This window comes from Amycolatopsis suaedae (assembly GCF_004214935.1).
Classification (GTDB): Bacteria; Actinomycetota; Actinomycetes; order Mycobacteriales; family Pseudonocardiaceae; genus Amycolatopsis; species Amycolatopsis suaedae.
This window is the reverse complement of the sequence record NZ_SFCC01000005.1, coordinates 58,256-84,895: the sequence shown is the minus strand read 5'-3', so window position 1 is coordinate 84,895 and position 26,640 is coordinate 58,256. Positions and strand designations below refer to the sequence as shown.

At 71.7% G+C, this 26,640-nt stretch carries 26 protein-coding genes; 16 read left to right on the top strand and 10 right to left on the bottom strand.

The window, feature by feature from the left end; all coding sequences use genetic code 11:
* Positions 1-93: 93 nt before the first annotated feature.
* The 4 genes from EWH70_RS11200 to EWH70_RS11185 all read right to left on the bottom strand — a co-directional run bounded on the left by EWH70_RS11200 (position 94) and on the right by EWH70_RS11185 (position 3,775).
* Positions 94-1,140, bottom strand: coding sequence for a hemolysin family protein (locus EWH70_RS11200; RefSeq protein WP_130475257.1), 1,047 nt, complete (start codon positions 1,138-1,140; stop codon positions 94-96).
* Complete coding sequence (locus EWH70_RS11195) at positions 1,137-2,459, bottom strand: hemolysin family protein (protein WP_130475256.1); 1,323 nt, start codon at positions 2,457-2,459, stop codon at positions 1,137-1,139. Before EWH70_RS11195 ends, EWH70_RS11200 begins: the two co-directional genes overlap by 4 nt.
* Positions 2,460-2,596: 137 nt before the next feature.
* Positions 2,597-3,172, bottom strand: a complete 576-nt coding sequence (locus EWH70_RS11190; RefSeq protein ID WP_130475255.1) for a TIGR03086 family metal-binding protein — start codon at positions 3,170-3,172, stop codon at positions 2,597-2,599.
* Positions 3,173-3,184: 12 nt separating this feature from the next.
* Positions 3,185-3,775: a TetR/AcrR family transcriptional regulator gene (locus EWH70_RS11185; RefSeq protein WP_130475254.1), complete on the bottom strand. Its 591-nt coding sequence runs from the start codon at positions 3,773-3,775 to the stop codon at positions 3,185-3,187.
* Between the two features lie 149 nt (positions 3,776-3,924).
* Between EWH70_RS11185 and EWH70_RS11180 the strand changes: the two genes are divergently transcribed.
* The 10 genes from EWH70_RS11180 to EWH70_RS11135 all read left to right on the top strand — a co-directional run bounded on the left by EWH70_RS11180 (position 3,925) and on the right by EWH70_RS11135 (position 13,911).
* The gene (locus EWH70_RS11180; RefSeq protein WP_130475253.1) at positions 3,925-4,338 is read left to right on the top strand and encodes a hypothetical protein; all 414 of its coding nucleotides are present in this window, start codon (positions 3,925-3,927) and stop codon (positions 4,336-4,338) included.
* Complete coding sequence (locus EWH70_RS11175; protein ID WP_240686931.1) at positions 4,335-4,937, top strand: DUF3558 domain-containing protein; 603 nt, start codon at positions 4,335-4,337, stop codon at positions 4,935-4,937. Before EWH70_RS11180 ends, EWH70_RS11175 begins: the two co-directional genes overlap by 4 nt.
* 13 nt (positions 4,938-4,950) lie before the next feature.
* Positions 4,951-6,231, top strand: a complete 1,281-nt coding sequence (locus EWH70_RS11170) for a hypothetical protein (RefSeq protein ID WP_338078569.1) — start codon at positions 4,951-4,953, stop codon at positions 6,229-6,231.
* 5 nt (positions 6,232-6,236) lie between these two features.
* Entirely contained in the window at positions 6,237-7,010 is a 774-nt protein-coding gene (locus EWH70_RS11165; protein WP_130475252.1) for an ESX secretion-associated protein EspG, read from the top strand.
* A gap of 431 nt (positions 7,011-7,441) precedes the next feature.
* The gene (locus EWH70_RS11160; protein ID WP_420809055.1) at positions 7,442-8,719 is read left to right on the top strand and encodes a glutamate-cysteine ligase family protein; all 1,278 of its coding nucleotides are present in this window, start codon (positions 7,442-7,444) and stop codon (positions 8,717-8,719) included.
* Positions 8,682-10,031, top strand: coding sequence for an ergothioneine biosynthesis protein EgtB (gene egtB / locus EWH70_RS11155; protein WP_240686930.1), 1,350 nt, complete (start codon positions 8,682-8,684; stop codon positions 10,029-10,031). The genes EWH70_RS11160 and egtB overlap by 38 nt, the downstream gene beginning before the upstream one ends.
* Before the next feature lie 3 nt (positions 10,032-10,034).
* Entirely contained in the window at positions 10,035-10,784 is a 750-nt protein-coding gene (gene egtC / locus EWH70_RS11150; RefSeq protein WP_130475249.1) for an ergothioneine biosynthesis protein EgtC, read from the top strand.
* The gene (egtD, locus tag EWH70_RS11145; protein ID WP_205669089.1) at positions 10,781-11,728 is read left to right on the top strand and encodes an L-histidine N(alpha)-methyltransferase; all 948 of its coding nucleotides are present in this window, start codon (positions 10,781-10,783) and stop codon (positions 11,726-11,728) included. The genes egtC and egtD overlap by 4 nt, the downstream gene beginning before the upstream one ends.
* Complete coding sequence (locus EWH70_RS11140) at positions 11,721-12,200, top strand: nitroreductase family deazaflavin-dependent oxidoreductase (protein WP_205669088.1); 480 nt, start codon at positions 11,721-11,723, stop codon at positions 12,198-12,200. The genes egtD and EWH70_RS11140 overlap by 8 nt, the downstream gene beginning before the upstream one ends.
* 82 nt (positions 12,201-12,282) lie before the next feature.
* Positions 12,283-13,911, top strand: coding sequence for an alpha/beta hydrolase (locus EWH70_RS11135; protein ID WP_420809050.1), 1,629 nt, complete (start codon positions 12,283-12,285; stop codon positions 13,909-13,911).
* A 193-nt stretch (positions 13,912-14,104) separates the two neighbouring features.
* Here EWH70_RS11135 and EWH70_RS11130 read toward each other — a convergent pair whose 3' ends face one another.
* From EWH70_RS11130 to EWH70_RS11110, 5 genes are all read right to left on the bottom strand, one after another.
* Positions 14,105-14,719 (bottom strand): hypothetical protein, encoded by a 615-nt coding sequence (locus EWH70_RS11130; RefSeq protein WP_130475248.1) that lies wholly within the window; start codon positions 14,717-14,719, stop codon positions 14,105-14,107.
* Positions 14,720-14,728: 9 nt separating this feature from the next.
* Complete coding sequence (locus tag EWH70_RS11125) at positions 14,729-15,466, bottom strand: sulfite exporter TauE/SafE family protein (protein ID WP_240686928.1); 738 nt, start codon at positions 15,464-15,466, stop codon at positions 14,729-14,731.
* 63 nt (positions 15,467-15,529) lie between these two features.
* Positions 15,530-18,364 carry an aconitate hydratase AcnA gene (gene acnA / locus EWH70_RS11120; RefSeq protein WP_205669087.1) on the bottom strand — a complete coding sequence of 945 codons (2,835 nt, stop codon included), beginning with the start codon at positions 18,362-18,364 and terminating at the stop codon, positions 15,530-15,532.
* A gap of 280 nt (positions 18,365-18,644) precedes the next feature.
* Positions 18,645-20,024, bottom strand: a complete 1,380-nt coding sequence (locus EWH70_RS11115) for a flagellar basal body protein FliL (protein WP_130475246.1) — start codon at positions 20,022-20,024, stop codon at positions 18,645-18,647.
* Positions 20,021-20,503: a hypothetical protein gene (locus EWH70_RS11110; RefSeq protein ID WP_130475245.1), complete on the bottom strand. Its 483-nt coding sequence runs from the start codon at positions 20,501-20,503 to the stop codon at positions 20,021-20,023. The genes EWH70_RS11115 and EWH70_RS11110 overlap by 4 nt, the downstream gene beginning before the upstream one ends.
* Before the next feature lie 177 nt (positions 20,504-20,680).
* Between EWH70_RS11110 and EWH70_RS11105 the strand changes: the two genes are divergently transcribed.
* The 6 genes from EWH70_RS11105 to EWH70_RS11080 all read left to right on the top strand — a co-directional run bounded on the left by EWH70_RS11105 (position 20,681) and on the right by EWH70_RS11080 (position 26,061).
* Positions 20,681-22,045, top strand: coding sequence for an NlpC/P60 family protein (locus EWH70_RS11105; RefSeq protein ID WP_130475244.1), 1,365 nt, complete (start codon positions 20,681-20,683; stop codon positions 22,043-22,045).
* A gap of 40 nt (positions 22,046-22,085) precedes the next feature.
* A complete protein-coding gene (locus EWH70_RS11100) occupies positions 22,086-22,403 on the top strand; it encodes a putative quinol monooxygenase (RefSeq protein ID WP_240686927.1) in 318 nt (105 codons plus the stop codon).
* The gene (gene mobA, locus EWH70_RS11095; protein ID WP_205669086.1) at positions 22,403-22,954 is read left to right on the top strand and encodes a molybdenum cofactor guanylyltransferase; all 552 of its coding nucleotides are present in this window, start codon (positions 22,403-22,405) and stop codon (positions 22,952-22,954) included. Before EWH70_RS11100 ends, mobA begins: the two co-directional genes overlap by 1 nt.
* A gap of 99 nt (positions 22,955-23,053) precedes the next feature.
* Complete coding sequence (locus EWH70_RS11090; protein ID WP_130475242.1) at positions 23,054-24,118, top strand: AAA family ATPase; 1,065 nt, start codon at positions 23,054-23,056, stop codon at positions 24,116-24,118.
* 12 nt (positions 24,119-24,130) lie between these two features.
* Complete coding sequence (locus tag EWH70_RS11085; RefSeq protein ID WP_130475241.1) at positions 24,131-25,081, top strand: DUF58 domain-containing protein; 951 nt, start codon at positions 24,131-24,133, stop codon at positions 25,079-25,081.
* Positions 25,078-26,061, top strand: coding sequence for a VWA domain-containing protein (locus EWH70_RS11080; protein ID WP_130475240.1), 984 nt, complete (start codon positions 25,078-25,080; stop codon positions 26,059-26,061). Before EWH70_RS11085 ends, EWH70_RS11080 begins: the two co-directional genes overlap by 4 nt.
* A 115-nt stretch (positions 26,062-26,176) precedes the next feature.
* On the opposite strand, the gene EWH70_RS11075 is transcribed toward EWH70_RS11080, so the two are convergent.
* On the bottom strand, positions 26,177-26,632 hold the full coding sequence (locus EWH70_RS11075; RefSeq protein WP_130475239.1) for a tRNA (cytidine(34)-2'-O)-methyltransferase: 456 nt from the start codon (positions 26,630-26,632) through the stop codon (positions 26,177-26,179).
* Positions 26,633-26,640: the final 8 nt, after the last annotated feature.

The following is a 26,640-nucleotide window of genomic DNA, read 5'->3' as shown; positions in this document are numbered from 1 at the left end:
TCGGAGTTGCCCGACAGACTGCCAGGCGCTGTGCGCAGGAACAACAGTGGTCATTGCTGTGCAATCGGGTGACCACGGTGAGGAATAGTCGCGTCACGAGTTCACATGCGTGCCGTCACGCACCGTACCGACGTACTCCTCGACGAGATCCTCCAGCGTCACGACCCCGGCCACCTGCCCGTCGGCGTCCAGCACCCTGGCGAGGTGACTGCTCTCCCGGCGCAGCTCGGACAGCGCCTGGTCCAGCGTGGCCGCAGCCGGGACCTCGCTGAGCCGCCGGTTCTTCGCCGCGGGCACCCGCGTCTCCGGCGGCTCGCCGACCAGGTCGAGGATGTCCTTGACGTGCAGGTAGCCGGTGAGGTCGTCGCCGTCCAGCAGCGGGAACCGGGAGAAGCCGGTCTCCGAGACGGCACGCTCCACGTCGCCGACCGTCGGCTCACCGGGCAGCGTCGTCACGTCCCTGGTGGGGACCAGGACGTCGGCCACCGTCTTCGTGGTGGACGACAGCGTCTGCGACAGCCGCAGGTGCTCGGACTGCTCCAGCAGCCCCTCGCGCCGCGACTCGCTCAGCAGCTCGGCCAGTTCGGCGGACGTGTACGCGGTCTCCAGCTCGTCCTTCGGCTGCACCTTCAGCAGCTTCAGGCCACCGTTGGCCACCGTGTTGAGCAGCCAGATGAACGGGTTGACCAGCTTCACCCACGCCACGTGTACCGGGACCAGCCACAGCGCCAGCCGTTCCGGGTCGGCGATGGCGAGGTTCTTCGGCACCATCTCGCCCAGCAGTACGTGCAGCACGGTCATCAGCGCGAGCGCGACGGCGAACGCGATACCGTGCACGACCGCGCTCGGCAGCGGGATCCCCATCGCGGAGAACGCCAGCTCCAGCTGGTGGGCGACGGCTGGCTCGCCGACCTGCAACAGCAGCAGCGAGCAGATGGTGATGCCGAGCTGAGCACCGGCCAGCATGAGCGAGACGTTGCGGCTGGCGTTGATGACGATCCGCGCCCGGGTCGTGCCCTGCTCGACCAGTGCCTCCAGCCGGTCGCGGCGGGAGGAGATCAGGGCGAATTCGGCACCGACGAAGAAGGCGTTGGCCAGCAGCAGCACGCCGATCAGCGCGATGGCGATTCCGTCGTTCATCGGGCCACCCCGTCCGGGCCCTGGACGTTCAGCTCGGCGATGCGCCTGCGGTCCATGCTGGCGACCGTCAGCCGCCAGCCGTCGACGTCGATGGCCTCGCCGGGGGCGGGGATCTTGCCCAGCCGTTCCAGGACCAGCCCGGCGATGGTCTCGTAGTCGCCCTCCGGCATGTGGAAGCCGGTGGCCTCACGCACCTCGTCGGCCCGCAGCTGGCCGGAGACCAGCCAGCTGTCGGCGTCCAGGCGGCGTGACGACGGCGCCTCGCGCTCGTCGTGCTCGTCGCGGACGTCGCCGATGATCTCCTCGACCACGTCCTCCAGGGTCACCAGCCCGGCCGTGCCGCCGTACTCGTCGACCACCATGGCCAGCTGGAAGCGGGAGTCGCGCAGGCGGTTGAGCAGCGTGTCGCCGGGCAGCGACTCCGGCACCGTCGGCACCGGCCGCATCACCGAGCCGATCCGCACGGTCGCGCGCTCGTCCGCGCGGACCGTGAACGCCTGCTTCACGTGCACGGCACCCTGGACGTCGTCGAGATCCTCGCTGTAGACCGGAAACCGGGAGAACCCGGTGCGCCGCGAGATCTCCACCAGGTCGTTGATCGTGTCCTCGACCGTCAGCGACTCCAGCTGCACCCGCGGGGTCATCAGCTCGTCGGCGGTGCGGTCACCGAAGCGCAGCGAACGGTCCAGCAGCCGCGCCGTCGCGGTGTCCAGCGTGCCCTGCTCGGCACTGGACCGCACGATCGAGCCCAGCTCCTGCGGCGAACGGGCCGACCGCAGTTCTTCCTGCGGTTCCACGCCCATCTTGCGCACCAGCCAGTTCGCGCTGTTGTTCATGCCGTTGATCAGCCAGCGGAACAGCGTCGAGAAACCGGAGTGGTAGCCGGCGACCGCGCGGGCGGTCTGCAGTGGACGGGCGATGGCGAGGTTCTTCGGCATCATCTCGCCGAGGACCATCGACAGCGAGGTGGCGATGATCAGAGCCGCCACCACCGAGGCGCCGACCGCGACGTCGCGGGGCATGCCCAGTGCTGCGAAGCCCGGCTCGACCAGGTCGCCGATCAGCGGTTCGGCCAGGTAGCCGGTGATGAGCGTGGTCAGCGTGATGGCGACCTGCGCGCCGGACAGCTGGAACGACAGCGTCCGGTGGGCCTTCAACAGGGTCCGGGACCGCTTGTCACCGGCCTCGCGGACGTTGGCCTCGACCGTGCTGCGTTCCAGCGCGGTGAGGGAGAACTCGGCGGCGACGGCCAGGCCGGTTCCGACGGTGAGGAGGACGACGAGCGCCAGTCCTCCGATGGCAAGAAGAACGTCGATCACCGGGTACCGCCCGGGAACGAACTGGGGACGCCGGGTTGTTCACCCGGCTCCGTACTGTCACCAGGTGACTGCGCACCGCGCACGAAAGGTGCCACTCCTCGAAGAAAATATGGAAAACAAACGTGACGGTCCGCATTCTATACGGTCGGTCGCCTGCCGAGGAGGGCAACGAGCCTGGTGGGCGCGTCGGCGCCCGGGTCGACGGGCACCGGCGGTGCCACGATCCCGATTCCCTGCCACCGCGGTACCTGCGGTTCGAACACCTCCAGCAGCTCGGCCGCGACCCGGTCCGGGATGGGCTGCGGTGCGCCGACGGCGACCGCGAGGTCCCAGCCGTGCACCGCCAGGTCGCAGGTCATCTGCCAGGCGTAGTCGACGGTGTCGATGGTTCCCGCCGACACGTGGACCGTGCCGCCGGTCGCGCCGGGGGCGGCGAACGCCTCCCGGGCCTCGGCGGCGGCCCGCTCCCAGGTGGCGACCGGGTCGTCGCCCAGCACGTCGCCGTCGAAGCGGTCGCCGACCTCGTCCAGGGTCGCGCCCCGCAGCAGGTGCGGCGCCCACAGCTGTTCGCCGGTCAGGTGGTTGAGCAGGTCCCGGACCGTCCACTCGGTGCACGGGGTCGGGGCGTTCCAGTTCCCGCCGAGGCGGTGCACCACGTCGTCGCAGGCACGCATCGCGTCGGCGTGGACCTCGATCACATCACGCGTCGCCATGCGGCGAGTCCATCACGCCGGGGCGGCGTGCGCACGATGACGGCGCACCGTCTCCTCGACCAGGTCCAGAACCGGCGTCAGGTGGCCGGCGGGCAGGCCCATCGCCAGGTGCGAGACCAGCCCCTCCAGCACCAGTTCCAGGAACGACGTCAGCACGTCGACGTCGACGTCGTCACGCAGCTTGCCGGCGTCGCGCTGCCGCAGCAGGCGCTGCCGGGTGGCTGCGGTGAGCTGTTCGGAGCGCTGTGCCCAGCGGGTCCGGAACTCCGGGTCGGTGCGCAGCCGCCTGGACACCTCCAGCCGCGTGCCGAGCCAGTCGGCCGGATGGTCGCTGCCCTCCGACAGCAGGTCGCGCATCACCTGGACCAGGCCCTGCCGGGCGACCACGTCGGCCATGCTGACCGCGTCGTCCTCCGCCAGTGCGAGGAACAGCGACTCCTTGTCGCGGAAGTGGTGGAAGATCGCGCCCCGGGACAGGCCGGTGGCTTCCTCGAGGCGGCGAACGGTGGCACCCTCGTAGCCGTACCGCGCGAAACACACGCGGGCGCCGTCGAGGATCTGGCGTCGGCGGGCGTCGAGGTGATCCTGGCTGACGCGTGGCATCCCTGAATCCTTCACCAGCGGGCCCAGTATTGCAATCCGTACGTACGGTATCTTTGTTTCCGGGGTGAAATGCCGATCTCGACGGGAACCGTCGACTAGGCTCGTGCGTCTACGAACTCGCTGTGTGTGGGCGAATGGGGTGAGCGGGTATGTGGGACGCGGTAGTCGACGGAGCGGCCAGTAAGGCCGCACGCGAGCTGTGGTCCGGTGTGGACACCGTCGGCAAGGGCGCGGCGCCTGCCGCGGGCGGCGGGGGTTTCGAGATGACTCCCGAGGAGCTGACCGCGCTGATCGGGCTCTGGGAGGACGAGCTCGAGAAGATCAGCCAGGACACGATGACGATCGAGGGCATCATCGCCGGCCTGGTCCCGCCGGGCACCGACCCGGTGAGCGCGGGCTACGTCGACACCGGCATCGAGTCGCTGTTCGCGCTGCAGACGCAGAACGACTCGATGCGGATCTACGCCACCGAGTACGTCGCGAAGCTCAAGATGGCCAAGCAGAAGACGGAAACGAAGGACGCCGACACCGCCGACGCACTGAACCAGGCCGCCGGCGCATGAGGGCTGCGCCCGCGATCGCGGCCGTCGCCGCGCTCGCCGTGGTGGCCGGGTGCTCCGGTGGCAGCACGGCCGGAACCGCGCAGCCCGCGCCGCCGCCACCGGCGGAGTCGCCGAGCCAGCCGTCGATCGCTCGGCCCCTGGATCCGTCCCGGTTCCTGAGCGATCCGTGCACGCTGGTGTCGCCGCAGGCGCTGAGCGAGCTGGGGTTCACCGAACCCGGCAAACCGAAGACCGAGGGCAGCGCGAGCGTCCTCGGCGGACCCGGCTGCGAGTGGCTGATCGGACGCGAGGGAATCGGTCTCTCGGTCGCCGTCCAGACGCCCAACCGCGACCGCGGCACCGGCGGGCTGGCCGGTGTGCGAGCGGCGCTGGAACGGGGCCAGCTGCGGTTCTCCGAGCCCGGGCCGGACATCGACGGCTACCCGTCGGTCTACGCCGGTCTCGTGGACGGCAGGGACAGCGGCCGGTGCACGTTGTGGGTGGGGATCGCCGACGACCTCACCTTCACCGCGACATCCGTGAATCGAAACAGGCAGCAGTCCTGCGACGCGGCCGGGAAGCTGGCCGCCGCCGTCGTGGGCACGTTGAAGCAGAGCTGAGAGGGGCCCGGACATGGCGATGGACGGCCAGGCGATCTACCAGAACTTCACCGAGGGCAACACGTCCGCCCTGCACACGGCCGCCGACCAGGTGCGGACGCTGTCCGACAACTACCGCCAGCGGCTGGAGTCGATCACCGGCCTGAGCGACCGGATGATGAACTCCTGGAAGGGCGACTCCGCGGCCGCCGCCAACGCCGGGGCCAACCCGCTGGCGCAGGCGTTCGCCGACAGCGCGGGCCCGCTCGACGCCACCACCATGTCGGTCACCACCCAGGCGACCGGCTTCGACGCGGCGGGCAGCTCGGTGGTGCCGGTGCCGCCCGCGCCGGAGAAGCCCAACCCGTGGACCACCGGGCTGAAGGGCGCCATCCCGATCGCCGGCCCGTTCATGGCGGCCAACGACATCCAGAACTACCAGGAGGGCATGCAGAAGCACAACGCGGCGAACGAGACCAACGTCCGCGTCATGGAGCAGTACAAGTCGATCAGCCAGAGCACCACCAGCGCGCTGCCGACGAACTACTCCGTGCTGTCCTCCGACAACTCGAGCCTGACCGTGAAGGACGGCGGGAAGCCGCAGGTGATCATCGAGTGGAACCAGCTGCCGCCGCCCGGCAGGGGCAGGAACACCATCGACGACAGCACCACCAGTTCCAGCACCGAGACCACGTCGTCGACCACCAGCAACACTACGAACACCACCGGCGACAGGGACTCCACCGGCGGCTCGCGCACCACCGGGGACACCGGTGGTGGCCGCGGGGACCGTGGAGGCAAGGACACCGACACGACCACGCCCACCCGCACCAAACCCGGTGACAGCGACACCGGCACCGGCCGCACCGACCCGCGCCGCCGCGTCCCGCAGCCGACCCCGGACACCGTCGTCGGCGTGCCCGGCCAGGGCGGCGGCCGCAACACGACCACGCCCGGCGTGCCGAGCACCAGCGGAACCTCCGGCGGCCGCGGCGGCAGCGCCGCGGGCAGGCTGCTCGGCGGCGGCCCGGGTGGCGTCCCGGGCGGGCCGGGAGCCGGGTCGGGCGCACTCGCCGGCGGCAAGGGCACCGGCGTCGGCGGCCTGGGCGGGATGGACGCGCGGGGCGGCGTCGGCGCGGCGGCCGCGGCCCGGTCGGGCGCCGGTATGGGTGGTCCGATGGGCCATGCCGCCGGACAGCGCGGCGAGGGCGAGGAGGACAGCGTCCACCAGCGTCCCGACTACCTGATCGAGCCCGACCCCGACGGCATCTTCGGCACCGACCAGACGGCGATCCCGCCCGTCATCGGCGAGTAGCCGCGATGGCGGCACGGTTCGAGGTCCCGGTCACCGCGCTGGCGGCGCTGGCCGAGCGCGAGCGCGTCGGCGCGCTGCACGTGACGTTGCGCCCGGAGCCGGTCTGGCTGACCGACGAGGAGCGGCAGCAGGCCGACCGGGAGATCGAGTACGCACTGGCGGAGGCCGGGCTGGTCGACGGCGGCGGGCGGGCCACCGTCGACGTGCTCGATCTGCTCCCGTTGCTGACCAGCGCGAGCGTCGAGCTGTACGGCTGGGTGACCGGCGACAACGAGCGCACCGACGGCGTCCTCGCCGCGGCCCGTGGCCTGCAGGCACTGGTCGCGGTGCGGGTCGGCGACGTGGTGGCGATCCGCGAGGTGGCCAGGGACGACCTGGCCGAGGAGCTGGTGAGCGAGCTGCCCGACGTCGGCCCGGGCGGCGGGCGGCCGTGCTCGATCCTGGTCGACGAGCTGGAGGCGGCCGGCCGGTCCTACGGCGACCGGCCGCTGAGCCGGACCGTGTCCGACATCGTCGAGGTGGTCCGGCGGCCGGTGCGCGGTAGTGGCGAGCTGTACGCGGCCAGCCGCGACGAGGTGGGCCGCTACCTGCGTACCGAGCAGCCGCTGCACTACGCCGACACCGACTGGGGCCGCTACCTCAACTACACCACCGGCACCGGCAGGGAGGCCGAGCTGCACCTGGCGCCCGGCAGCAGGCAGGCGCTGGCGGACGCGCTGCGGCAGCTCGCCGCCGACCTCGGCCAGGCCCCCGCCCGCGACGGCGTCGTCACCGGCTGAGCCAAAGCTCGTGAAGGCCACCTTCAGCACATGAGACGACAGAAACTCGGCCTTCACACCGAACAACGACGCTGCCCGCCCACGTGTCCATGCCAGCATGCCGTGAAGGGGGCACTCACGGCATGAGACGCCGTGAGTGCGGCCTTCACGGCATCGCGGTCACCACACCAGCCCCACCAGTCACACCCGTAAGGCAGCGAGGGAGCTTTACTCCCCTTCTTCGCCAGCAAAGCTCCCTCCCTCGCTCGCGCCTGACAACCGACTTTGCCGAGGCCGTGACGTCTCACGTGATGAAGGTGGCCTTCACGAGCTTCGACGCGGCCGCCCGGGTGAGGCCCCCGGCGTCGCCGGGATGAAAGTGTCGGGGGGCGCGTGTAGCGTCCGAAGGCGGTAGGGCCACACACGGATGGCAGGTGGTGCCGGTGTCCGAAATAGGCGGGTTTTCCCCGCCCCGCAACGATTCCGCGGCAACCGTCGTCTCCGCGCGGGCGATCGCGGACCGCGCCGAAGGCGAGGCCTACGTGGCGTCGGTGTGCTTCAAGCACGGGCCACCACGGCTGCTCGGCGTGGAGCTGGAGTACACCGTGCACCACGTCGGTGATCCCGCCAGAGCACTGGCGCCGGATCACCTCGCCGCGGCCCTCGGGCCGCACACCCCGCGTACCCTCGCACCCGACAGTCCCGCGCTCCCGCTGCCGGCAGGCTCGACCGTCACCCTGGAACCCGGCGGCCAGGTTGAGCTCTCCACGCCTCCCCGGTCCAGTCTGACCGAGCTGATCACCGCCGTCTCCGCCGACCGGGCCCACCTGGCCGGACTCCTCGCCGAATCCGGGCTCCGGCTCGGCGACGCCGCACTCGACGCCCACCGGCCACCGACCCGGCTGCTCGCCACCCCCCGTTACGCCGCCATGGAACGCCGGTTCGCACCCATGGGCACCGGCGGCATCACGATGATGTGCAGCACCGCCGGGCTCCAGGTGTGCGTGGACGTCGGCGAACGGTCCGAGTTCGCCGCACGGTGGGCCGCCGCCCACGCCCTCGGGCCGGTACTGCTCGCCCTGTTCGCCAACTCCCGCCGCCGCGGACTCGCGTCGGCGCGCTGGCGGGCCGTGATGGACACCGAACCGGCCCGGACCGTCGCCGGCGCGGTGTCCGACGACCCGGCGGCCGACTGGGCGGGCCGCGTGCTCGACACCCCGCTGATGGTCATGCCCAACCGGGCAGGCGACTGGGACGCGCCGCCCGGCGTCACCTTCGCCGACTGGATCGCGGGCAGGGGAGCGGCCGGCCTGCTCGACCCGCCGACCACGGCCGACCTCGACTACCACCTCACCACGCTGTTCACCCCGGTGCGGCCCAGGGGATACCTGGAGATCCGCTACCTCGACGCCCAACCCGGTGCCACCTGGACACATCCGGTGGCACTGCTCACCGCACTGCTGTCCAACCCGTCCACAGTGGACGCAGTGCTGGACGTGTGCTCACCCGTGGCGGACGCCTGGAGCACCGCCGTCACCCGCGGCCTCGACGACCCCGGCCTCGCCCGTACCGCACGGGCCGTGGCCGACCTCGGCTGCGCGGCCCTTCCCGGCACCGGCCTGTCCGCCGATGCCGTCACCGACATCACCGAGAGCGTGCGGCGCCGCCTGCGCGCAGGAAAGGAGGCCGGCCGTGGCCACCTCGACCGCGGAACCGAACCCGCTGCGTGACCTGTCCCCCGAGCAGCTCAAGGCCCACGTGGCCGGCGCGCTCACCAGGGCCCGCGACCGCAGCGTCGTCCTCACCGACGCGGTGGACGACGACGACCTGACCAAACAGCACTCGAAGCTGATGTCACCACTGGTGTGGGACCTCGCCCACATCGGCAGCCAGGAGGAACTCTGGCTGGTCCGCGACGTTGGCGGCCGCGAGCCGCTGCGACCGGACATCGACGACCTCTACGACGCCTTCCAGCACCCCAGGGCCGACCGGCCGTCGCTGCCGCTGCTCGGGCCAGCCGAGGCGAGGGCCTACGTGCGGGAGGTGCGCGACAAGGCGCTGGACGTCCTCGACGCCGCACCGCTGCATGGGCGCAGGCTCACCGAGAACGCCTTCGCGTTCGGCATGATCACCCAGCACGAGCAGCAGCACGACGAGACCATGCTGGCCACCCACCAGCTGCGCCGCGGCGACCCGGTGCTGCACGCGCCCCCGCCACCCGCGGCGCCGCGGCGGCTGCCGCGCGAGGTCGTGGTGCCCGGCGGGCCGTTCCGCATGGGCACGTCGGCCGAACCGTGGGCGCTGGACAACGAACGGCCTGCCCACGAGGTCGACGTGGCCGGCTTCGCCATCGACACCACGCCGGTCACCTGCGGCGACTACCTGGCCTTCATCGACGCCGGCGGCTACCACGAACGCCGCTGGTGGAGCGAGGACGGCTGGGACTACCGCAACGCGCACGACATCACCGCGCCGCTGTTCTGGCGCCGCGAGAACGGGCAGTGGTGGCGGCGCCGCTTCGGCGTCGTCGAGCCGGTTCCCGAGGACGAGCCGGTGGTGCACGTGTCCTACCACGAGGCACGGGCCTACGCCGCGTGGGCGGGCAGGCGGCTGCCCACCGAGGCGGAGTGGGAGAAGGCCGCCCGCCACGACCCGGCCACCGGCGTCACCAGGCGGTTCCCGTGGGGCGACGACGAGCCGACGGCGGCACACGCCAACCTCGGCCAGCGGCACCTGCGGCCGGCACCCGCGGGCGCCTACCCGGCCGGGGCGTCGCCGCTGGGCGTGCACCAGCTCATCGGCGACGTGTGGGAGTGGACCAGCACCGACTTCGCCGGATACCCGGGCTTCACGGCGTTTCCGTACCGGGAGTACTCCGAGGTGTTCTTCGGCCCGGAGTACAAGGTTCTGCGGGGCGGCTCGTTCGGCACCGACGCCGCCGCGATCCGCGGGACGTTCCGCAACTGGGACTACCCGATCCGGCGGCAGATCTTCGCCGGCTTCCGGTGCGCCAGGGACCTGCGACCCGGTGAGAGCGGCTGACCGGTGTGCAGGCACCTGGCCTACCTGGGCCCGCCCCGCTCACCCGCGGGACCACTGCTGGAGGCGCCGCACTCGTTGCTGCGCCAGTCCTACGCCCCCGCCGACATGCGTGGCGGGGGCTCGGTCAACGCCGACGGCTTCGGCCTCGGCTGGTACGCCGGTGGTGAGCCGGTCCGCTACCGCCGTCCCAATCCACTGTGGACCGACAGCGCCCTGCCCGCGCTGGCGGCTTCGTTGCACAGCACGGCATTCCTGGCCGCGGTGCGCTCGGCGACGGTGGGCATGCCGGTGGCCGAGTCGGCGTGCGCGCCGTTCGAGGGTGGCCGCTGGCTGTTCAGCCACAACGGGCTCGTCCGCGGCTGGCCCGGCTCGATGGCGGCCCTGGCGGGCAGGCTCCCGGTGACCGAGCTGCTCACCCTGGAGGCCACCACCGACTCGGCACTGCTGTGGGCGCTGCTGCGGGCCCGGCTGGACGCCGGGGTGCCGGCGGTCAAGGCGGTGGCCGAGCTGGTCGCCGACGTCGAGGCCGCCGCCCCGGGTTCGCGCCTGAACCTGCTGCTGACCGACGGCGAGCAGCTGGTCGCCACCGCGTGGACACACGCCCTGTCCGTCCTGACCGCCGACGGCGCGGTGCTGATCGCGTCCGAACCGTTCGACGACCATCCCGGCTGGACGCCGGTGCCCGACCGGCACCTGGTGCATGCCCGAGGCGGCGACCTGACCGTCGCCCCGATCGAAGTGGAGACCCCGTGACCCTCACCGAAGCCCTGCGCACCGACGTCCGGGTCGGGCTGTCCGCCGAACGCAAGTGGCTGCCGTCGAAGTGGTTTTACGACGCCACCGGCAGTGACCTGTTCGAGCGGATCACCGAGCTGCCCGAGTACTACCCGACCAGGGCCGAGCGGGAGATCCTGGACCGGGAGTCCGCCGCGATCGCGAGGGAGACCGGCACCGCGACGCTGGTCGAGCTCGGTTCGGGGTCCAGCGAGAAGACCCGGTTGCTGCTGGACGCGCTCACCGCGCACGGCACGCTCACCGAGTTCGCGCCGCTGGACGTGTCCGCCTCCGCGCTGGACGCCGCCGCCGCGGCCATCTCGGCCGACTATCCCGGCCTGCGCGTCCGCGGCGTGGTCGGCGACTTCACCGACCAGCTCGGCGTGCTGCCCGGCGCGGCACCCCGGATGGTCGTGTTCCTCGGCGGCACGATCGGGAACCTGCTGCCTGCCGAACGGGCCAAGTTCCTCAGCAACGTCGCCGGGGCGCTGGCGCCGGGGGAGTGGCTGCTGCTCGGCACCGACCTGGTCAAGGACCCCGGCGTGCTGGTCCGGGCCTACGATGACGACCAGGGCGTCACGGCGGCGTTCAACCGCAACGTGCTGCACGTGATCAACGCCCGGCTGGGGGCGGACTTCCGGCCCGGCGCCTTCGAGCACGTCGCGGTGTGGGACGCGCGGGAGGAGTGGATCGAGATGCGGCTGCGGGCCAGGGAGGCGATGACCGTGCGGATTCCCGGGGCGGGGCTGGAGGTCGCGTTCGACGCCGGTGAGGAGGTTCGCACGGAGATCTCGGCGAAGTTCCGCGCCGAGGGCGTGGCGGCCGAGCTGGCCGGGGCCGGGTTCGAGCAGCACCGCTGGTGGACCGACTCGCAGGAGCGGTTCGGCCTCTCGCTCGGCCGGCTGACCGACGGCGGTGCGTAGCCCGCTGGCCCCGGTCGCCAGGGCACTGGGCACCCGGCCGTGGCTGATGCGGATCGCGCCCTGGGTGCCGGCTGTCGACCACTGGCTGCACCGCGTCACCCGGGGCAGGCTCGCCCTGCTCGACCTCGCCGGCCTGCCGTCGCTGCGGCTGGAGACCACCGGGCGGCGCAGCGGCCTGCGCCGCGCCAGCAACCTGCTGTACTGCCCCGACGGCGAGGACTACGTGCTGGTCGCGTCGAACTGGGGCAAACCGAACGACCCGGGCTGGGCGCACAACCTGCGGGCCTGCCCGGAGGCGACGGTGCTGCTGCGTGGCAGGGCGGTCCCGGTGCTGGCCCGCGAGGTCACCGGGGAGGAGTACGACGCGTGGTGGCCCCGGCTCGTGCGGTTCTGGCCGGGCTACGCCATGGAGCGGCGGCTCGCCGGACGGCGCCTGCCAATCTTTGTCCTCACCGGACGGTACCCCGAATAGTGTTAACCCATCCTTTCGGCGGGTCACCGGCCGGACACGCTGTGGAAGTCTTCGGCACGCTGAGGCAGAAAGGGGATCCTCTGTGTTGAAGACCAAACGTAGGGCGGCGGTCGGCGCGCTGACGGCCGCGCTGGCCGTGGTGGGGCTGCCAGCCACGGTGGGGACCGCCGCGGCCGAGCCCGCGGTACGGGCCGCCGACGTGGCGGCCACGACGCCGATCAAATGGAACGCCTGCCCGCAGGGCACGCTGCCGCCGAGCCTGCCGCCGGAGCAGGCCAAGCAGTACAGCTGCGCCTACTACCGGGTGCCGATCGACCACGACAACGCCGCGCTGGGCACGATCGACATCGCGCTGCTGCGCCGTGCCGCGGCCAAGCCGGACACGAAGATCGGCTCGCTGTTCCTCAACCCCGGCGGCCCCGGCGGCTCGGGCTACACGATGCCGGTCGGCGCGCACAACATCTTCAACGCCGACGTCCTCGACCGGTTCGACATCATCGGGTTCGACCCGCGCGGGGTCGGCCGCAGCAACCCGCTGCGCTGCTTCACCACCGCCGAGGACTACGACGAGGTGTTCGCCAGGCAGGTCAACGTGCCGCTGTCGCGCACCGAGATCTCCGACTCGCTGACCGCGTTCCGCGACTACGGCGACTTCTGCAAGCGCAACGCGGGCACGCTGCTGAACCACATGTCCACCAAGGACGTGGTGCGTGACCTGGACGTGCTGCGCGCCGCGGCCGGTGACGCGAAGCTGAACTTCGTCGGCTTCTCCTACGGCACGCTGATCGGCTCGACCTACGCCAACATGTTCCCGCGCAACGCGCGGGCGCTGGTGCTCGACGGCAACGTCGACCCCGAACTGCGCACGCGGGACGGCCTGCAGTACGACCGCGAGCGGGCCCGCGGCTTCGAGACGTCGCTGACCGGGTTCCTCACCGAGTGCACGGCGGCCGGCCCCCGGTGCGCGTTCAGCCCCGGGCAGCCGCGGCAGAAGTTCGACGAGCTGCGTGACCACCTGCGCAAGCAGCCGATCACCCTGCCCGGCGGCGGATCGGTCACCATCCACAGCTTCACCGGTGGGGTGTCCAGGACGCTGTACAACCCGGCCGGCTTCCCGTCGCTGGCCGAGCAGCTGCAGGAACTCTACGAGGTCCTGCACCCGTCGTCCGCGCCCGCGGCGAAGTCGAAGGTGGCCGCCGCCGACGTGTCCGTCCTCAGCGGACAGACACGGTTCCAGCGCTACGACGTCGAGCCGGACACGCCGTACACCTCCGACGACTCGTACTTCGCAGTGAACTGCTCGGACAAGCTGTTCCGGCACCGGCAGGAGCGGCTGCCCGCGATCGCCGCGCAGTGGGAGCGGGAGTCGCCGACGTTCGGCCGCAGCCAGGCGTTCTCCGACGCCGCCGCCTGCCCGGTGTGGCCGGGCAAGGAGGACGTCTACCGCGGCCCGTGGAACGCCGAGACGGAGAACCCGGTCATCGTGATCGGCAACTACTACGACCCGGCCACGCAGTACGAGTTCTCCCGCCGCATGGCCAGCCAGCTTGGCAACGCCCGCCTGGTGTCGGTGGACGCCCACGGTCACTGCATCCTGGGTGACTCCAAGCCGGTCGACGACCTGACCGCCGCGTACCTGATCAACCTGACGGCGCCGGCGCCGGGCCAGGTGTACAAGCCGGACGCGGCGCCGTTCGGCTCACCCGCCTAGGCCGTGTTTCATAAGTCTGTTCGATGGGCTTCGTGATCCAGGTGGTTCCTGGCGGTGCGGGCGGATCGCCCTCGTACTGGGCCGTACTCGGGCGCATCCGCCCGTGCCGTCCAGGGGCCGCCTGGGCGCGAAGACCGCGAACGTGACTTGTGAAACGCGGCCTAGTCACGGGTACGGCCACCTTCAGCACGGTTCACGTGCTGAAGGTGGCCTCCACGACCGGGCGCAGCGCCCGCACGACCCGCTCGGCGTCGAGCCCGGCCACGACACTGCCGGGGTCGGGCTTGCCGTCGCGGTAGGTCACCCACTGCTGGTGCGGGCAGGTGGTGCTCGTGCCGGGCACCTCCAGCTCGGTCACCGGTTCGGCCGTCTTCGCCTCGTACACCCGGAAGCGGTAGGTCTGGTGGTGCATGGGTAGCGTCACCTGTCCGTCGCCGGAGGTGAACGAGCAGCTCGTGCCGATCGGGCCACCCGTGGTCCCTGGGTACTGGCAGGCGACGAGCTGGGCGGGACGCCCGCTCGCGGGCTCCCACCCGGGTGGGAGCGGTATGGCCGACCTGGTCGCGAGGTAGTCCACCGTGTAGACGGCGATCGGATGCGGGGCGGGCCCGGCGTACGGTGCCGCCGTCGCCGCCAGCGCCGAGCCGGGCACGGCGTCGCCGGTGCCGTGCGGCGGGCAGGGCGTGTCCGGCGGGGCGTCCGAGGAGGAGAAGTCACCGTACCGCGCGATCAGGATCGCACTCGGCGTGCCGACGACCACCAGGGCGATCAGGTAGGGCAGCAGGGACGTCCAGGACCGCCGTCGCATCGGTCCAGGTTAGCCGAGCGCCGACCGCACGATGAGCGCGATCGAGCTGGCCACGGCGACCGTCAGTACCGCCGTGCGCATCCGGCCGGCGTCGAGGATCCGCCGCGCGCGCGACGACAGCGCGAACCCGGCCACCAGGAACGGCACCAGCCACGCCGCGGCGATCAGGTGCGCCACGGTGACCTGGCCCGCGATGACCAGTCCGATCACCGACATGGTGGACCCGAGCGCGAACACCGCGGCCAGCGTCGCGCGGATGCGGGCACCCTCGGAGTGCTGGTACAGCAGCGCGACCGGCGGCCCGCCGATCGAGACCGCCGTGCCCAGTGCGCCCGCGGCGACCCCGGCGACGACGAGCGGGCCGGCGACCGGGCGCGGGTGCCAGCTGGTGACCGACAGCAGCACGCAGACCAGCACCGCGACCCCGACCACCGCGCCGAACGGCCCGTGCGGCAGCGTCGCCACCGCCAGCACGCCCAGCGCGGTGCCGGGCAGCCGCCCGACCATCACCCAGCCGACGCCCGGCCAGTCGGTCGAACCCCGTTCCCGCAGCACGGCCAGCACGGCGTGGGTGCTGGCGATGAGCAGCAGCGGCGTGGGCACGAGCGCCGGGTCGAGCAGGGTGAGCAGCGGGGCGGCGATCAGGTTCATCCCGTAGCCGACGGCGCCCTGCACCAGTGCGCCGACCAGCACCACCAGCCCCGCGACGAGCAGCCCCGTCGTCACGTCGCCCTCCGTTCCGGGCACGTGAAGGCCACCTTCACCACGTCAGACGTGCTGAAGGTGGCCTTCACGTGCTTCGCGCCGTCGTCAGGCGGTCATCTTCCGCAGCACGTACTGCAGGATGCCGCCGTTGCGGTAGTAGTCGGCCTCACCGGGGGTGTCGATGCGGACCGTCGCGTCGAACTCCACCTTCGAGCCGTCCTCCTTCGTGGCGGTGACGTGCACCGTCCGCGGGGTCTCACCCTCGTTGAGCTTGGTGATCCCGGCGATGTCGAAGGTCTCCGTGCCGTCCAGGCCCAGCGACTTGGCCGACTCGCCCTCCGGGAACTGCAGCGGGATGACGCCCATGCCGATGAGGTTGGACCGGTGGATCCGCTCGAACGACTCGGTGATCACCGCCCGCACGCCCAGCAGCGAGGTGCCCTTGGCCGCCCAGTCCCGCGACGAACCGGAGCCGTACTCCTTGCCGCCCAGCACCACCAGCGGGATGCCCGCGGCGGCGTAGTTCTGCGCGGCGTCGTAGATGAACGACTGCGGGCCGCCCTCCTGGGTGAAGTCCCGCGTGTAGCCGCCCTGCACGTCGTCGAGCAGCTGGTTGCGCAGCCGGATGTTGGCGAACGTCCCGCGGATCATCACCTCGTGGTTGCCACGGCGGGAACCGTAGGAGTTGAAGTCCTTGCGGTCGATGCCGTGCTCGGTGAGGTACTGCCCGGCGGGGGTGTCGGCCTTGATGGCGCCGGCGGGGGAGATGTGGTCGGTGGTGACCGAGTCGCCCAGCTTCGCCAGCACCCGCGCCCCGGTGATGTCCTGGACCGGAGCGGGCTGCGCGCCCATGCCCTCGAAGTACGGGGGCTTGCGCACGTAGGTCGACTCCGGGTCCCACTCGAACGTCTTGCCCTCGGGCGTGGGCAGCGACTTCCAGCGCTCACCGCCGTCGAACACGTCCGCGTAGTCCTTGGCGAACATCTCCTGGGTGATGGCCGAGTCGATGGTCTCCTGGATCTCCTGCGGCGAGGGCCAGATGTCGCGCAGGAAGACGTCGTTGCCGTCCTTGTCCTGGCCCAGCGGCTGCTCGTCGAAGTCGAAGTCCATCGTGCCGGCCAGCGCGTAGGCGATGACCAGCGGCGGCGAGGCCAGGTAGTTCATCTTGACGTCGGGGTTGATCCGGCCCTCGAAGTTCCGGTTGCCGGACAGCACCGACACGACGGTCAGGTCGTTCTCCTGCACCGCGGCCGAGACCTCCTCGGGCAGCGGGCCGGAGTTGCCGATGCAGGTGGTGCAGCCGTAGCCGACCAGGTGGTAGCCGAGCTTCTCCAGGTATGGCCACAGGCCGGCCTTCTCGTAGTAGTCGGTGACCACCTGCGAGCCCGGGGCCATCGAGGTCTTCACCCACGGCTTGACCGATAGGCCCTTGTCGACGGCGTTGCGGGCCAGCAGCGCGGCACCCAGCATGACCGACGGGTTGGAGGTGTTGGTGCAGGAGGTGATCGATGCGATCACCACGGCGCCGTGGTCGAGCACGAACTCGCCGCGCTCGTCGGAGCGCACCCGCACCGGCTTGGTCGGCCGGCCGGACGCGCCGTTGGCGGCCGACTGCACGGGCACGGCGTCCTCGTCGGCGAACGAGAGGGCGGCCGGGTCGCTGGCCGGGAAGGTCTCCTCGACGGCCTCGTCGACGTTGGTGTGCGGCGCCGGGTACTGCTCCTCGACGTAGTCGTGCACCGACTTGCGGAACGACGACTTGGCGTCGGTCAGCTCGATGCGGTCCTGCGGGCGCTTCGGCCCGGCGATGGACGGGACGACCGTCGACAGGTCCAGCTCGATGTACTCGGAGTACTCCGCCTCGTGCGACGGGTCGTGCCAGAGGCCCTGCTCCTTGGCGTAGGCCTCGACCAGCGCCACCTGCTCGGGGGAGCGGCCGGTCAGCTTGAGGTAGCGGACGGTCTCGTCGTCGATCGGGAAGATCGCGGCGGTGGAGCCGAACTCGGGGCTCATGTTGCCGATGGTGGCGCGGTTGGCCAGCGGCACGGCGCCGACGCTCTCGCCGTAGAACTCGACGAACTTGCCGACCACGCCGTGGCGGCGCAGCATCTCGGTGATCGTCAGCACGACGTCGGTCGCGGTGACACCGGCCGGGATCTCGCCGCTGAGCTTGAAGCCGACCACACGCGGGATGAGCATCGACACCGGCTGGCCGAGCATGGCCGCCTCGGCCTCGATGCCGCCGACGCCCCAGCCCAGCACGCCCAGGCCGTTGACCATCGTGGTGTGCGAGTCGGTGCCGACGCACGAGTCCGGGTAGGCCTGGCCGCCGCGGGCCATCACGGTGCGGGCCAGGTGCTCGATGTTGACCTGGTGCACGATGCCGGTGCCCGGCGGGACGACCTTGAACTCGTCGAAGGCGCCCTGGCCCCAGCGCAGGAACTGGTAGCGCTCGCGGTTGCGCTCGTACTCGATCTCGACGTTGCGCTCGAACGCGTCGGCGCGGCCGAAGATGTCGATGATCACCGAGTGGTCGATGACCAGCTCGGCGGGGGCGAGCGGGTTGACCCGGTCGGGGTCGCCACCGAGGTCGGCGACGGCCTCCCGCATCGTGGCCAGGTCGACGACGCAGGGGACGCCGGTGAAGTCCTGCATGATCACCCGGGCCGGGGTGAACTGGATCTCCGTCGACGGGTCCGCGGACGGGTCCCAGCCGCCGAGCGCGCGGATGTGGTCGGCGGTGATGTTCGCGCCGTCCTCGGTGCGGAGCAGGTTCTCCAGCAGGATCTTGAGGCTGTACGGCAGCCGCTGAGCGCCCTCGACCTTGTCCAGTCGGAAGATCTCGTACGAGGCGTCACCGACGTTGAGCGTGTCGCGTGCGCCGAAGCTGTCCTTGCTGGCAGGTGCGGTCACATCAGGCACATCAGTCTCCAAGGGCATGGGACGTGTGGTGAGTCCCGGTCAGTTCGGTTGTTCGGGCGTGCGGTTGTTCGGGTCAACCACGGCCGAGTCTTTCGTACCGGCACCGGCCCCCTGCGGACGGGGGAGCGCCAGTGCTCGCACCCCAAACAGTACGCCTGTCCTTTTTAGGTTTCAACCTCGGCCGTCTCCGGCGTGTCGGCGGCGCCGGTACCCACAAGCACGTGAAGGCCACCTTCACCACGTCTCACGTAACGAAGGTGGCCTTCACGTGCCGTGCGGCCCGCGGGAGGCGGGTGGCTTACCTCGCCAGGTTCATCAGTGCCTTGATGTCCTCGGGCTTGAGGCTGCGCAGCACGGTCATGCCCTGCTCGGTGAGGCTGCGGATCGGGCTGACGTAGTGCTTGCCCTCCACCTCGGTGGTGATGACGCCGATGCCCTGCTTGAACACGCCGGTGGCCAGGCTCTGCACCACCTGCACGACCTCGGGCGGCAGGATGCCGCGCCGGCCCGCGTTCTGCTCGAACAGAGCGGGCAGCTGGTCGGCACAGATCCGCTCGGTGCGGCCCTGGGCCGTAGCCGAGTAGCAGTCGCCGTCCTTGCGGATGGAGAACCGGTCGCCGTCGGGGGACTCCACCTCGAGCGAGGCGAGCGTGGCCCGGGTGCCGCCGCTGACCGAGCTGCTCGTCGTGGTCAGGTCCAGGATCTTCCCGCCGATCGGCTCGGCACGGCCGGCCTCCTCCAGGATGGCCGGGCCGACGTCGTGCAGCACGGCCATCTCGTCCGGCGGCAGCAGCTCGATCACGCGGCGGATGTCGGCGTCGAGCACGGCCTGCGCCAGCTCTTTGACCGCGTCGTTGGACGAGGCGGCGCCGTTGGCCGGGATGCCCTGCGCCGGCCAGGGCTTCTTCTCCTCCAGCAGCCCGTAGTCGGCGATCGTGTAGAGCATGCTGGGGTACCAGCTGCCGTCCACCTGCACGGTGGCGATGCGGATGGGCTCGCCGGTCTCGCGGACGTGCTCGGCGATGTCGATGGTCTCGGTCTGGTTCTGCTCCTGCCTGCCGCGCATGGTGGCGTCCAGGAAGTCCTTGGCGAACGGGACCTTGGTGAGGTCGGCGTTGATGGTGATCGTGCCGCCGGTGAGCTTGGTGATCGTCAGATGGTCGTTGACCTGCTGGGCCGCGGCGTCGTCGAAGGTCAGGTTCTCGGTCTTGATCTGGACGCCGGACAGTGCCTTCGGGTCGGCGTTGGGCTGCAGGATCTGCAGCCGCTTGAGCTCGGCGACCGCCTCCTCGACCGGGTCGGTGAACAACGCGGCCTCGGCGGGGGCGAGGGTGCTCAGCATCCCGACGACGTCACCGTTGCCGATGGACGTCGCGAGGTTCATGGCCGCCTCGCGTGGTGTGTCGGCTCCGCCGCCGCTCTGCGACAGCGCGAACCAGGTGCCACCACCGCCGAGCAGCACGACCAGCGCGACGACCAGGCCGATGACCAGGCCCTTACGGCTGCGGCGCGGCGGCTCGGGCTGCTGCACCGGGTAGGCGCCGGACGGCTGCTGGTAGTAGCCGGACTGGGCCGGGTCGTAGCCGTACTGCGGTTGCTGGGGCTGGTAACCCTGCTGGGGCTGGTAGGGCTGCCCCTGCTGGGACTGCCACTGGCCCTCGGGACCTGGATACGTCACGGTTGCACTCCTGCTCCTGCCGTTGCCCCCCGCCGGGCGAACCGCGCGGTGCACGCCACGCCGATCGCGCCGGCCAAGGCGAGAATGGTGCCGACGGTACTGGTCATGGGACCGGTGGAGACGACGCCGATGATGCCGTTGCCTGCGCCCCCTCTGACGGTCGCCGCCACCGCGACGGTTCCCACCAGAAGCGAGAAAATGACGGTGAATACGGCCGCGGTGCGCAGCAGCCGCAATGCGAACAGCCCGGCACACGCGGCACCGAGAACGGGAAGCGCGACCCAGCCGCCCAGCAGGGTGGCGCCCACCGTGCCGTCGAGCAGGCCGAACTGGTCGGCCAGCCCCGCCGTCTCGTAGCTGGACCGCCGGACGTTCCCGGACCGCAGCCACGGCAGGAACGTGCCGATCACCGCCACCACCAGGCCGAACACGGCCAGGCCGGCGAACAGGTACGGCACGACCGGGCGGCTGTTCGACATGGACTCTCCTGTTGTCTCCCCGGGCGCAGACGTTACTGCCAGTGTCATCGCGCCCGGAAGGTCCCCCGGTACGGGGAAATGTGACTCATGCGCAAACAGTTTCGCGAGTGATCACTGGTAAAGGTGTGACAAAAGTGGCACAGTTTGCGCGAGTGACGGGAGTGGGAGGTGGGTTTCATGCGGTGGTCGGTGACGGGTGAGACCGCCGTGCGCCGGGCCGCGGCCCGTGTGGCGGTCACCGCGCTGGGCTTCACCCTGCTGATGGGTGTCGCGCCGGCCGCGCTGGCCGTGCCGCCGCCCCCGCCGAACCCGAGCGACGCGGACATCAACGCCGGGCGCGCGGCCGTCAACGGCAGAGCCGGTGAGGTCGGCGCGCTCACCAACCAGCTCGCGCAGGCCGAGGCGCGGCTCACCGAGCTGCAGGCCGACGTCGAGGTCAAGATGGAGGAGGCCAACAAGGCGCTGGTCGACCTCCAGACCGCACAGGACGCGGCCGCGCAGGCCGAGCGTGACGCCGAGGCCGCGCGTGCCCAGTCCGAGGCGGCGGGCCGCGCGATCACCGAGGCCCAGGCGCGGGTGGACCGGTTCATCGCCGGCAGCTACCGGCAGGGCAGCACGATCGGCTCGATGTCGGCCTACATCGGTGCCGACAGCCCCAAGGACCTGCTGGCCAGGGCGCAGCTGCTGGACTCGGTCAGCGGAACGCAGATCAACGCGCTGGAGGGCATGCGCAGGGCGCAGGCCGAGAAGGCCAACGCCGACGCCGCCGCGCGGCGCAGCCTGCAGATCGCCCAGCAGCGGCAGGCGGAGGCCGTCGCTGCCAAGTCCACAGCGGACACCGCGCAGGCCGAGGCCGTGTCGGCGCAGCAGAACCAGGCCGGGACCGCGGCGCGGCTGGAAGCCGAGAAGACCACCGTCGAACGGCGCCTGTTCGAGGCGCAGAACCACGTGCGCGGACTGGAGGGCCAGCGCACCCGCTACGAGCAGTGGAAGGCGCAGAAGGCCGCCGAGGAAGAGGAGGCGGCACGCCGCGCCGCCGCGCAGGCGCAGGCCAGCGGCGGGGACAGCGCGCCGAGCCGTCCCTCGGGCCGTCCCGCCAACCGCCCGTCGGCGCCCGCCGGGGCCTCGGTGGAGGCGGTGATCGCCAGGGCGATGTCGCAGCTCGGGGTGGTCTACGCCTGGGGCGGCGGCAACCAGAGCGGCCCGACCAGGGGGATCCGTGACGGCGGCGTGGCCGACGCGCACGGTGACTACCGCAAGATCGGGTTCGACTGCTCCGGGCTGATGATCTACGCGTTCGCCGGCGTGAAGGGCCTGCCGCACTACAGCGGCTACCAGTACAACGCCGGCCGCAAGGTGCCGCTGTCGCAGATGCGGCGCGGGGACATGCTGTTCTGGGGCCGCGGCGGCCGGATCCACCACGTCGCGCTGTACCTCGGCAACGGGCAGATGGTCGAGGCACCGCACTCCGGCTCGCGGGTGAAGGTGTCCCCGGTGCGGTACGGCGGCATCATGCCGTACGCCACGCGCCTGATCGGCTGACCTGTCCGTCTCGCCGGTCGCCGTTCGTCGGTGGGGTGAAATGGTCACCGACACCGAGGAGAACGCCATGCTGATCATCGCGGGCTGGGCACGCGTCCCGGCGGAGCGGCGGGACGAGTACGTGGCCGCGCACCAGGAGATGGTGGGGCGCGCCAGGGTTGCCGAGGGCTGCCACGACCTCGCCATCACCGCCGACCCGCTGGAGGACGACCGGGTCAACGTGTACGAGCGCTGGGAGTCCGAGGAGACGCTGACCGCCTGGCGGGCGGTGGCGAACGCGCCCCGGCTGGACGTCCCGATCGAGGCGGGCGACATCGCCAAGTACACGATCGAGTCGGTACGCGGGCCGTTCGACTGATGTTCGCCGGAATCGTGCTCGCCGGCGGCGCCGCGCGACGGCTGGGCGGGCAGGACAAGCCCCTGCTGGAGGTGGGCGGCTCGAGCCTGCTCGCCCGGGCGGTCGCGGCGCTGGCCGGAGCGGACCCCGTCGTGGTCGTCGGGCCGCCACGGCCGGGCGTCACCGGGGTGCGCTGGGCGCGGGAGGACCCGCCCGGCGGTGGACCGGTGGCGGCGCTGGCCGCGGGGCTCGCCGCCGTGCCCGGCGACGGTGAGCTGGCCGTGCTGGCGGGCGACCTCGCCGGGGTCACGGCATCCACTGTGGACCGCCTGCGGGCCGCGGCTGCCGCCGCCGACGGGGCGGTGCTGGTCGACGCGGACGGCAGGCGTCAGTGGCTGCTCGGTGTCTGGCGTGCCGCGGCCCTGCGAGCGGCGCTGCCCGCGGACCCGGCCGGGCGGTCACTGCGCCGGACGCTGGGTGATTTGTCCATTGTGGAGGTGGTGGCGCTGCCGGGGGAGGCGGCCGACGTCGACACGCCGGACGACCTGCGCCGCCTGCGCGACCAGGGGTGACGACCCCTTCACAGCCGTCATACCGGGCCACCGGTTGACTGTCGCTACCCTGCCGTACGGTCGTGTCCTGACCGTGCACAGCCCAGCGAGGAGGAGCCCGTGACCGATCCCGGCTACGCCGAGGCCGCGAGCGGACAGCAACCGGGAACGCCCGCGCGGGACGCCCAGCTGCTGGAGCGGACCGTGTTCGAGGTGAAGCGGATCATCGTGGGGCAGGACCGCCTCGTCGAGCGGATGCTGGTCGGCCTGCTGGCCAAGGGGCACCTGCTGCTGGAGGGCGTGCCGGGCGTGGCCAAGACCCTCGCGGTGGAGACGTTCGCCAAGGTCGTCGGCGGCTCGTTCTCCCGCGTCCAGTTCACCCCCGACCTCGTCCCCGCGGACATCCTCGGCACCCGGATCTACCGCCAGGGCTCCGAGCGGTTCGACGTCGAGCTCGGTCCGGTGGTGGCCAACTTCGTCCTCGCCGACGAGATCAACCGCGCGCCGGCCAAGGTCCAGTCGGCGATGCTGGAGGTCATGGCCGAGCGGCACGTGTCGATCGGCGGCAAGACGTTCCCGATGCCCGACCCGTTCCTGGTGCTGGCGACGCAGAACCCGATCGAGAACGAGGGTGTCTACCCGCTGCCCGAGGCGCAGCGTGACCGCTTCCTGTTCAAGATCGTCGTCGAGTACCCCTCGGCGGAGGAGGAGCGGGAGATCGTCTACCGGATGGGCGTCACGCCGCCGGAGCCGCACGAGGTGCTCAGCCCGGACGAGCTGGTCCGGCTGCAGAACGTCGCCTCGCAGGTCTTCGTGCACCACGCGCTGGTCGACTACGTCGTCCGCCTGGTGCTGACCACCCGTACCCCCAACGAGCACGGCCTGGCCGACGTGGCGGGCTGGGTGTCCTACGGGGCGTCCCCGCGGGCCAGCCTCGGCATCATCGCCGCCGCGCGGGCACTGGCGCTGGTGCGTGGCCGTGACTACGTGCTGCCGCAGGACGTCGTCGACGTCGTGCCGGACGTGCTGCGGCACCGCCTGGTGCTGTCCTACGACGCGCTGGCCGACGGGGTGCCGCTCGACCACATCATCACCAGGGTGCTGCAGACCGTGCCGCTGCCGCAGGTGTCGGCGCGGCCGCAGGGCGGGCAGCCCCCGGTGCCCGCGGGCGCGCCGGGCAGGTAACGGCCGAGGGTCATGTTCGCCGCCAAGGACGACTCCGCGGACCGGCCGTCGTGGGCCCCGCCGGTGCTGCGGGGAGACCGGCTGGAGGCCGGGTTGCGCACGCTGGAACTCGACGTCAAGCGCCGCCTCGACGGGCTGCTGCAGGGCAACCACCTCGGCCTGGTGCCGGGGCCCGGCTCGGAACCGGGGGAGGCCCGCCCGTACCAGCCCGGTGACGACGTGCGCCGGATGGACTGGGCGGTCACCGCCCGCACGACCACCGCGCACATCCGGGAGACGGTCGCCGACCGCGAGCTGGAGACCTGGGTGGTCGCCGACCTGTCGGCCAGCCTGGACTTCGGCACCGCGCTGTGTGAGAAGCGGGACCTGGTGGTGTGCGCGGTCGCGGCCGTCGCGCACCTGACCGGGGGTGGCGGCAACCGGCTGGGCGCGATCATCACCAACGGCGCGGAGACGGTCCGGATACCCGCGCGGGGCGGCAGCGCGCACGCGCGCGGGCTGATCCGCAGGGTGGCGACCATGCCGAGGGCGACCGAGGGCACCCGCGGGGACCTGGCGTCGCTGGTGGAGAAGCTGCGCCGCCCGCCGCGTCGGCGGGGGCTGGCCGTGGTGGTGTCCGACTTCCTCGGCGACATGTCCTGGCAGCGGCCGCTGAAGGCGCTGTCCGCGCGGCACGACCTGCTCGGCGTGGAGGTGCTGGATCCGCGTGACGTCGACCTGCCCGAGGTGGGCACGGTCGTGCTGGCGGACCCGGAGAGCGGCAGGCAGCGTGAGGTGCACGCGTCGCCGTTGCTGCGCAAGGAGTTCGGTGCGGCGGCGCTGCAGCACCGGGAGCAGGTGGCGCTGGGGCTGCGCCGGGCGGGCGCCGGGCATCTGGTGCTGCGCACCGATTCGGACTGGATCGCCGACACCGTGCGGTTCGTGGTGTCGCGCAAGCGCGGCTGGTCGGGGGGAACGACGTGAGCATGAGCGGCTTCACCGCGCCGTGGTGGTTCCTGCTGCTGCTGGCGGTCGCCGCGGTGATCGCCGGGTACGTGATCGCGCAGCGGTTGCGGCAGCGGCGCACGATGCGGTTCACCAACCTGGAGCTGCTGGAGAAGGTCGCGCCGAAGGGGCAGGGCTGGCAGCGGCACGTGCCCGCCGCGCTGCTGGTGGTGTCGCTGCTGCTGCTGACCGTTGCGCTGGCCGGCCCGACCGCGGAGCAGAAGGTGCCGCGCAACCGGGCCACGGTGATGCTGGTGATCGACGTGTCGCTGTCCATGGAGGCCGTCGACATCCAGCCCAACCGGATCACCGCGGCTCAGGGCGCGGCCAAGTCGTTCGCCGAGGGGCTCACCCCCGGGGTGAACCTGGGCCTGATCTCGTTCGCGGGCACGGCGACCGTGCTGGTGCCGCCGACCACCGAGCGCACCGGCGTCGTGCGGGCCATCGACAACCTGAAGCTGGCCCAGTCCACCGCAACCGGGGAGGGCATCTTCGCGGCGCTGCAGTCGATCGAGGGCTTCTCCGCGGTCGTCGGTGGCGCGGAGGGTCCGCCGCCCGCGCGGATCGTGCTGATGACCGACGGCAAGCAGACCGTGCCGACGCAGGACCCGTTCGACCCGCGGGGCGCGTACACGGCGGCGCAGGCGGCCAAGCAGAAGCAGGTGCCGATCTCGACGATCTCGTTCGGCACGCAGCACGGTGTCGTCGACATCGAGGGCGAGGCGCAGGAGGTGCCCGCCGACGACGAGGCGATGGAGGAGATCGCCCGCATCGCCGGCGGGGACTTCTACAAGGCCGCGTCCGCCGACGAGCTGCGCAAGGTCTACGCCGACCTCGGCGAGCAGATCGGCTACGAGACCAAGCAGGCCGACGCCAGCCGCCCGTGGGTGCTGCTGGGCACGCTGGTGCTCTTCCTGGCCGCCGCCGCGTCCCTCGTGCTCGGCCAGCGTCTGCCCTAGCGTCCGGCTCGAAGCACGCGAGTTCCACGCTCGAGACCAGCCACCTCGTCTGCCCGCGACCGGACTTTGCCGGGGCCCTGACGTCGCAGTTCGGCGCGGTACCGCTCGAAGTCCATCAGGCGAAGCCGTTCTGCCGCCACGCCTCGTAGACCGCGACCGCGGCGGTGTTGGCCAGGTTCAGCGAACGCGACGACGAGCGCATCGGCAGCCGCACCCGGTCGGTCACCTCCGCGGAGCCGAGTACCTCGGCGGGCAGGCCGACCGACTCCTGCCCGAACAGCAGCACGTCGCCGGGGGAGTAGGCGACGTCGGTGTAGGAGCGGGTGCCGTGGCTGGTGAAGGCGTACACCTTCGCGGGCAGCAGTGCCTTCCAGGCGGCGGCGAGGTCGTCGTGCACGCGGACGACGGCGAGGTCGTGGTAGTCCAGCCCGGCCCGGCGCAGGTGCGGCTCGCTCAGCGTGAACCCGAGCGGCCCGGCCAGGTGCAGCTCGCAGCCGGTGTTGGCGGCCAGCCGGATGGCGTTGCCGGTGTTGCCGGGGATCTCCGGCCGGTAGAACAGCACACGGAACACGCCGCAAA

What these genes read in the sequence shown, in the direction of transcription:
- EWH70_RS11105 (WP_130475244.1), top strand. Translation starts at nt 20,681, where the DNA reads ATGCGGTGGTCGGTGACGGGTGAGACCGCCGTGCGCCGGGCCGCGGCC.
- mobA (WP_205669086.1), top strand. Translation starts at nt 22,403, where the DNA reads ATGTTCGCCGGAATCGTGCTCGCCGGCGGCGCCGCGCGACGGCTGGGC.
- EWH70_RS11110 (WP_130475245.1), bottom strand. Translation starts at nt 20,503, where the DNA reads ATGTCGAACAGCCGCCCGGTCGTGCCGTACCTGTTCGCCGGCCTGGCC.
- EWH70_RS11130 (WP_130475248.1), bottom strand. Translation starts at nt 14,719, where the DNA reads ATGCGACGGCGGTCCTGGACGTCCCTGCTGCCCTACCTGATCGCCCTG.
- EWH70_RS11180 (WP_130475253.1), top strand. Translation starts at nt 3,925, where the DNA reads ATGTGGGACGCGGTAGTCGACGGAGCGGCCAGTAAGGCCGCACGCGAG.
- EWH70_RS11175 (WP_240686931.1), top strand. Translation starts at nt 4,335, where the DNA reads ATGAGGGCTGCGCCCGCGATCGCGGCCGTCGCCGCGCTCGCCGTGGTG.
- EWH70_RS11200 (WP_130475257.1), bottom strand. Translation starts at nt 1,140, where the DNA reads ATGAACGACGGAATCGCCATCGCGCTGATCGGCGTGCTGCTGCTGGCC.
- EWH70_RS11190 (WP_130475255.1), bottom strand. Translation starts at nt 3,172, where the DNA reads ATGGCGACGCGTGATGTGATCGAGGTCCACGCCGACGCGATGCGTGCC.
- EWH70_RS11165 (WP_130475252.1), top strand. Translation starts at nt 6,237, where the DNA reads ATGGCGGCACGGTTCGAGGTCCCGGTCACCGCGCTGGCGGCGCTGGCC.
- EWH70_RS11185 (WP_130475254.1), bottom strand. Translation starts at nt 3,775, where the DNA reads ATGCCACGCGTCAGCCAGGATCACCTCGACGCCCGCCGACGCCAGATC.
- EWH70_RS11085 (WP_130475241.1), top strand. Translation starts at nt 24,131, where the DNA reads ATGTTCGCCGCCAAGGACGACTCCGCGGACCGGCCGTCGTGGGCCCCG.
- EWH70_RS11170 (WP_338078569.1), top strand. Translation starts at nt 4,951, where the DNA reads ATGGCGATGGACGGCCAGGCGATCTACCAGAACTTCACCGAGGGCAAC.
- EWH70_RS11100 (WP_240686927.1), top strand. Translation starts at nt 22,086, where the DNA reads ATGGTCACCGACACCGAGGAGAACGCCATGCTGATCATCGCGGGCTGG.
- acnA (WP_205669087.1), bottom strand. Translation starts at nt 18,364, where the DNA reads ATGCCCTTGGAGACTGATGTGCCTGATGTGACCGCACCTGCCAGCAAG.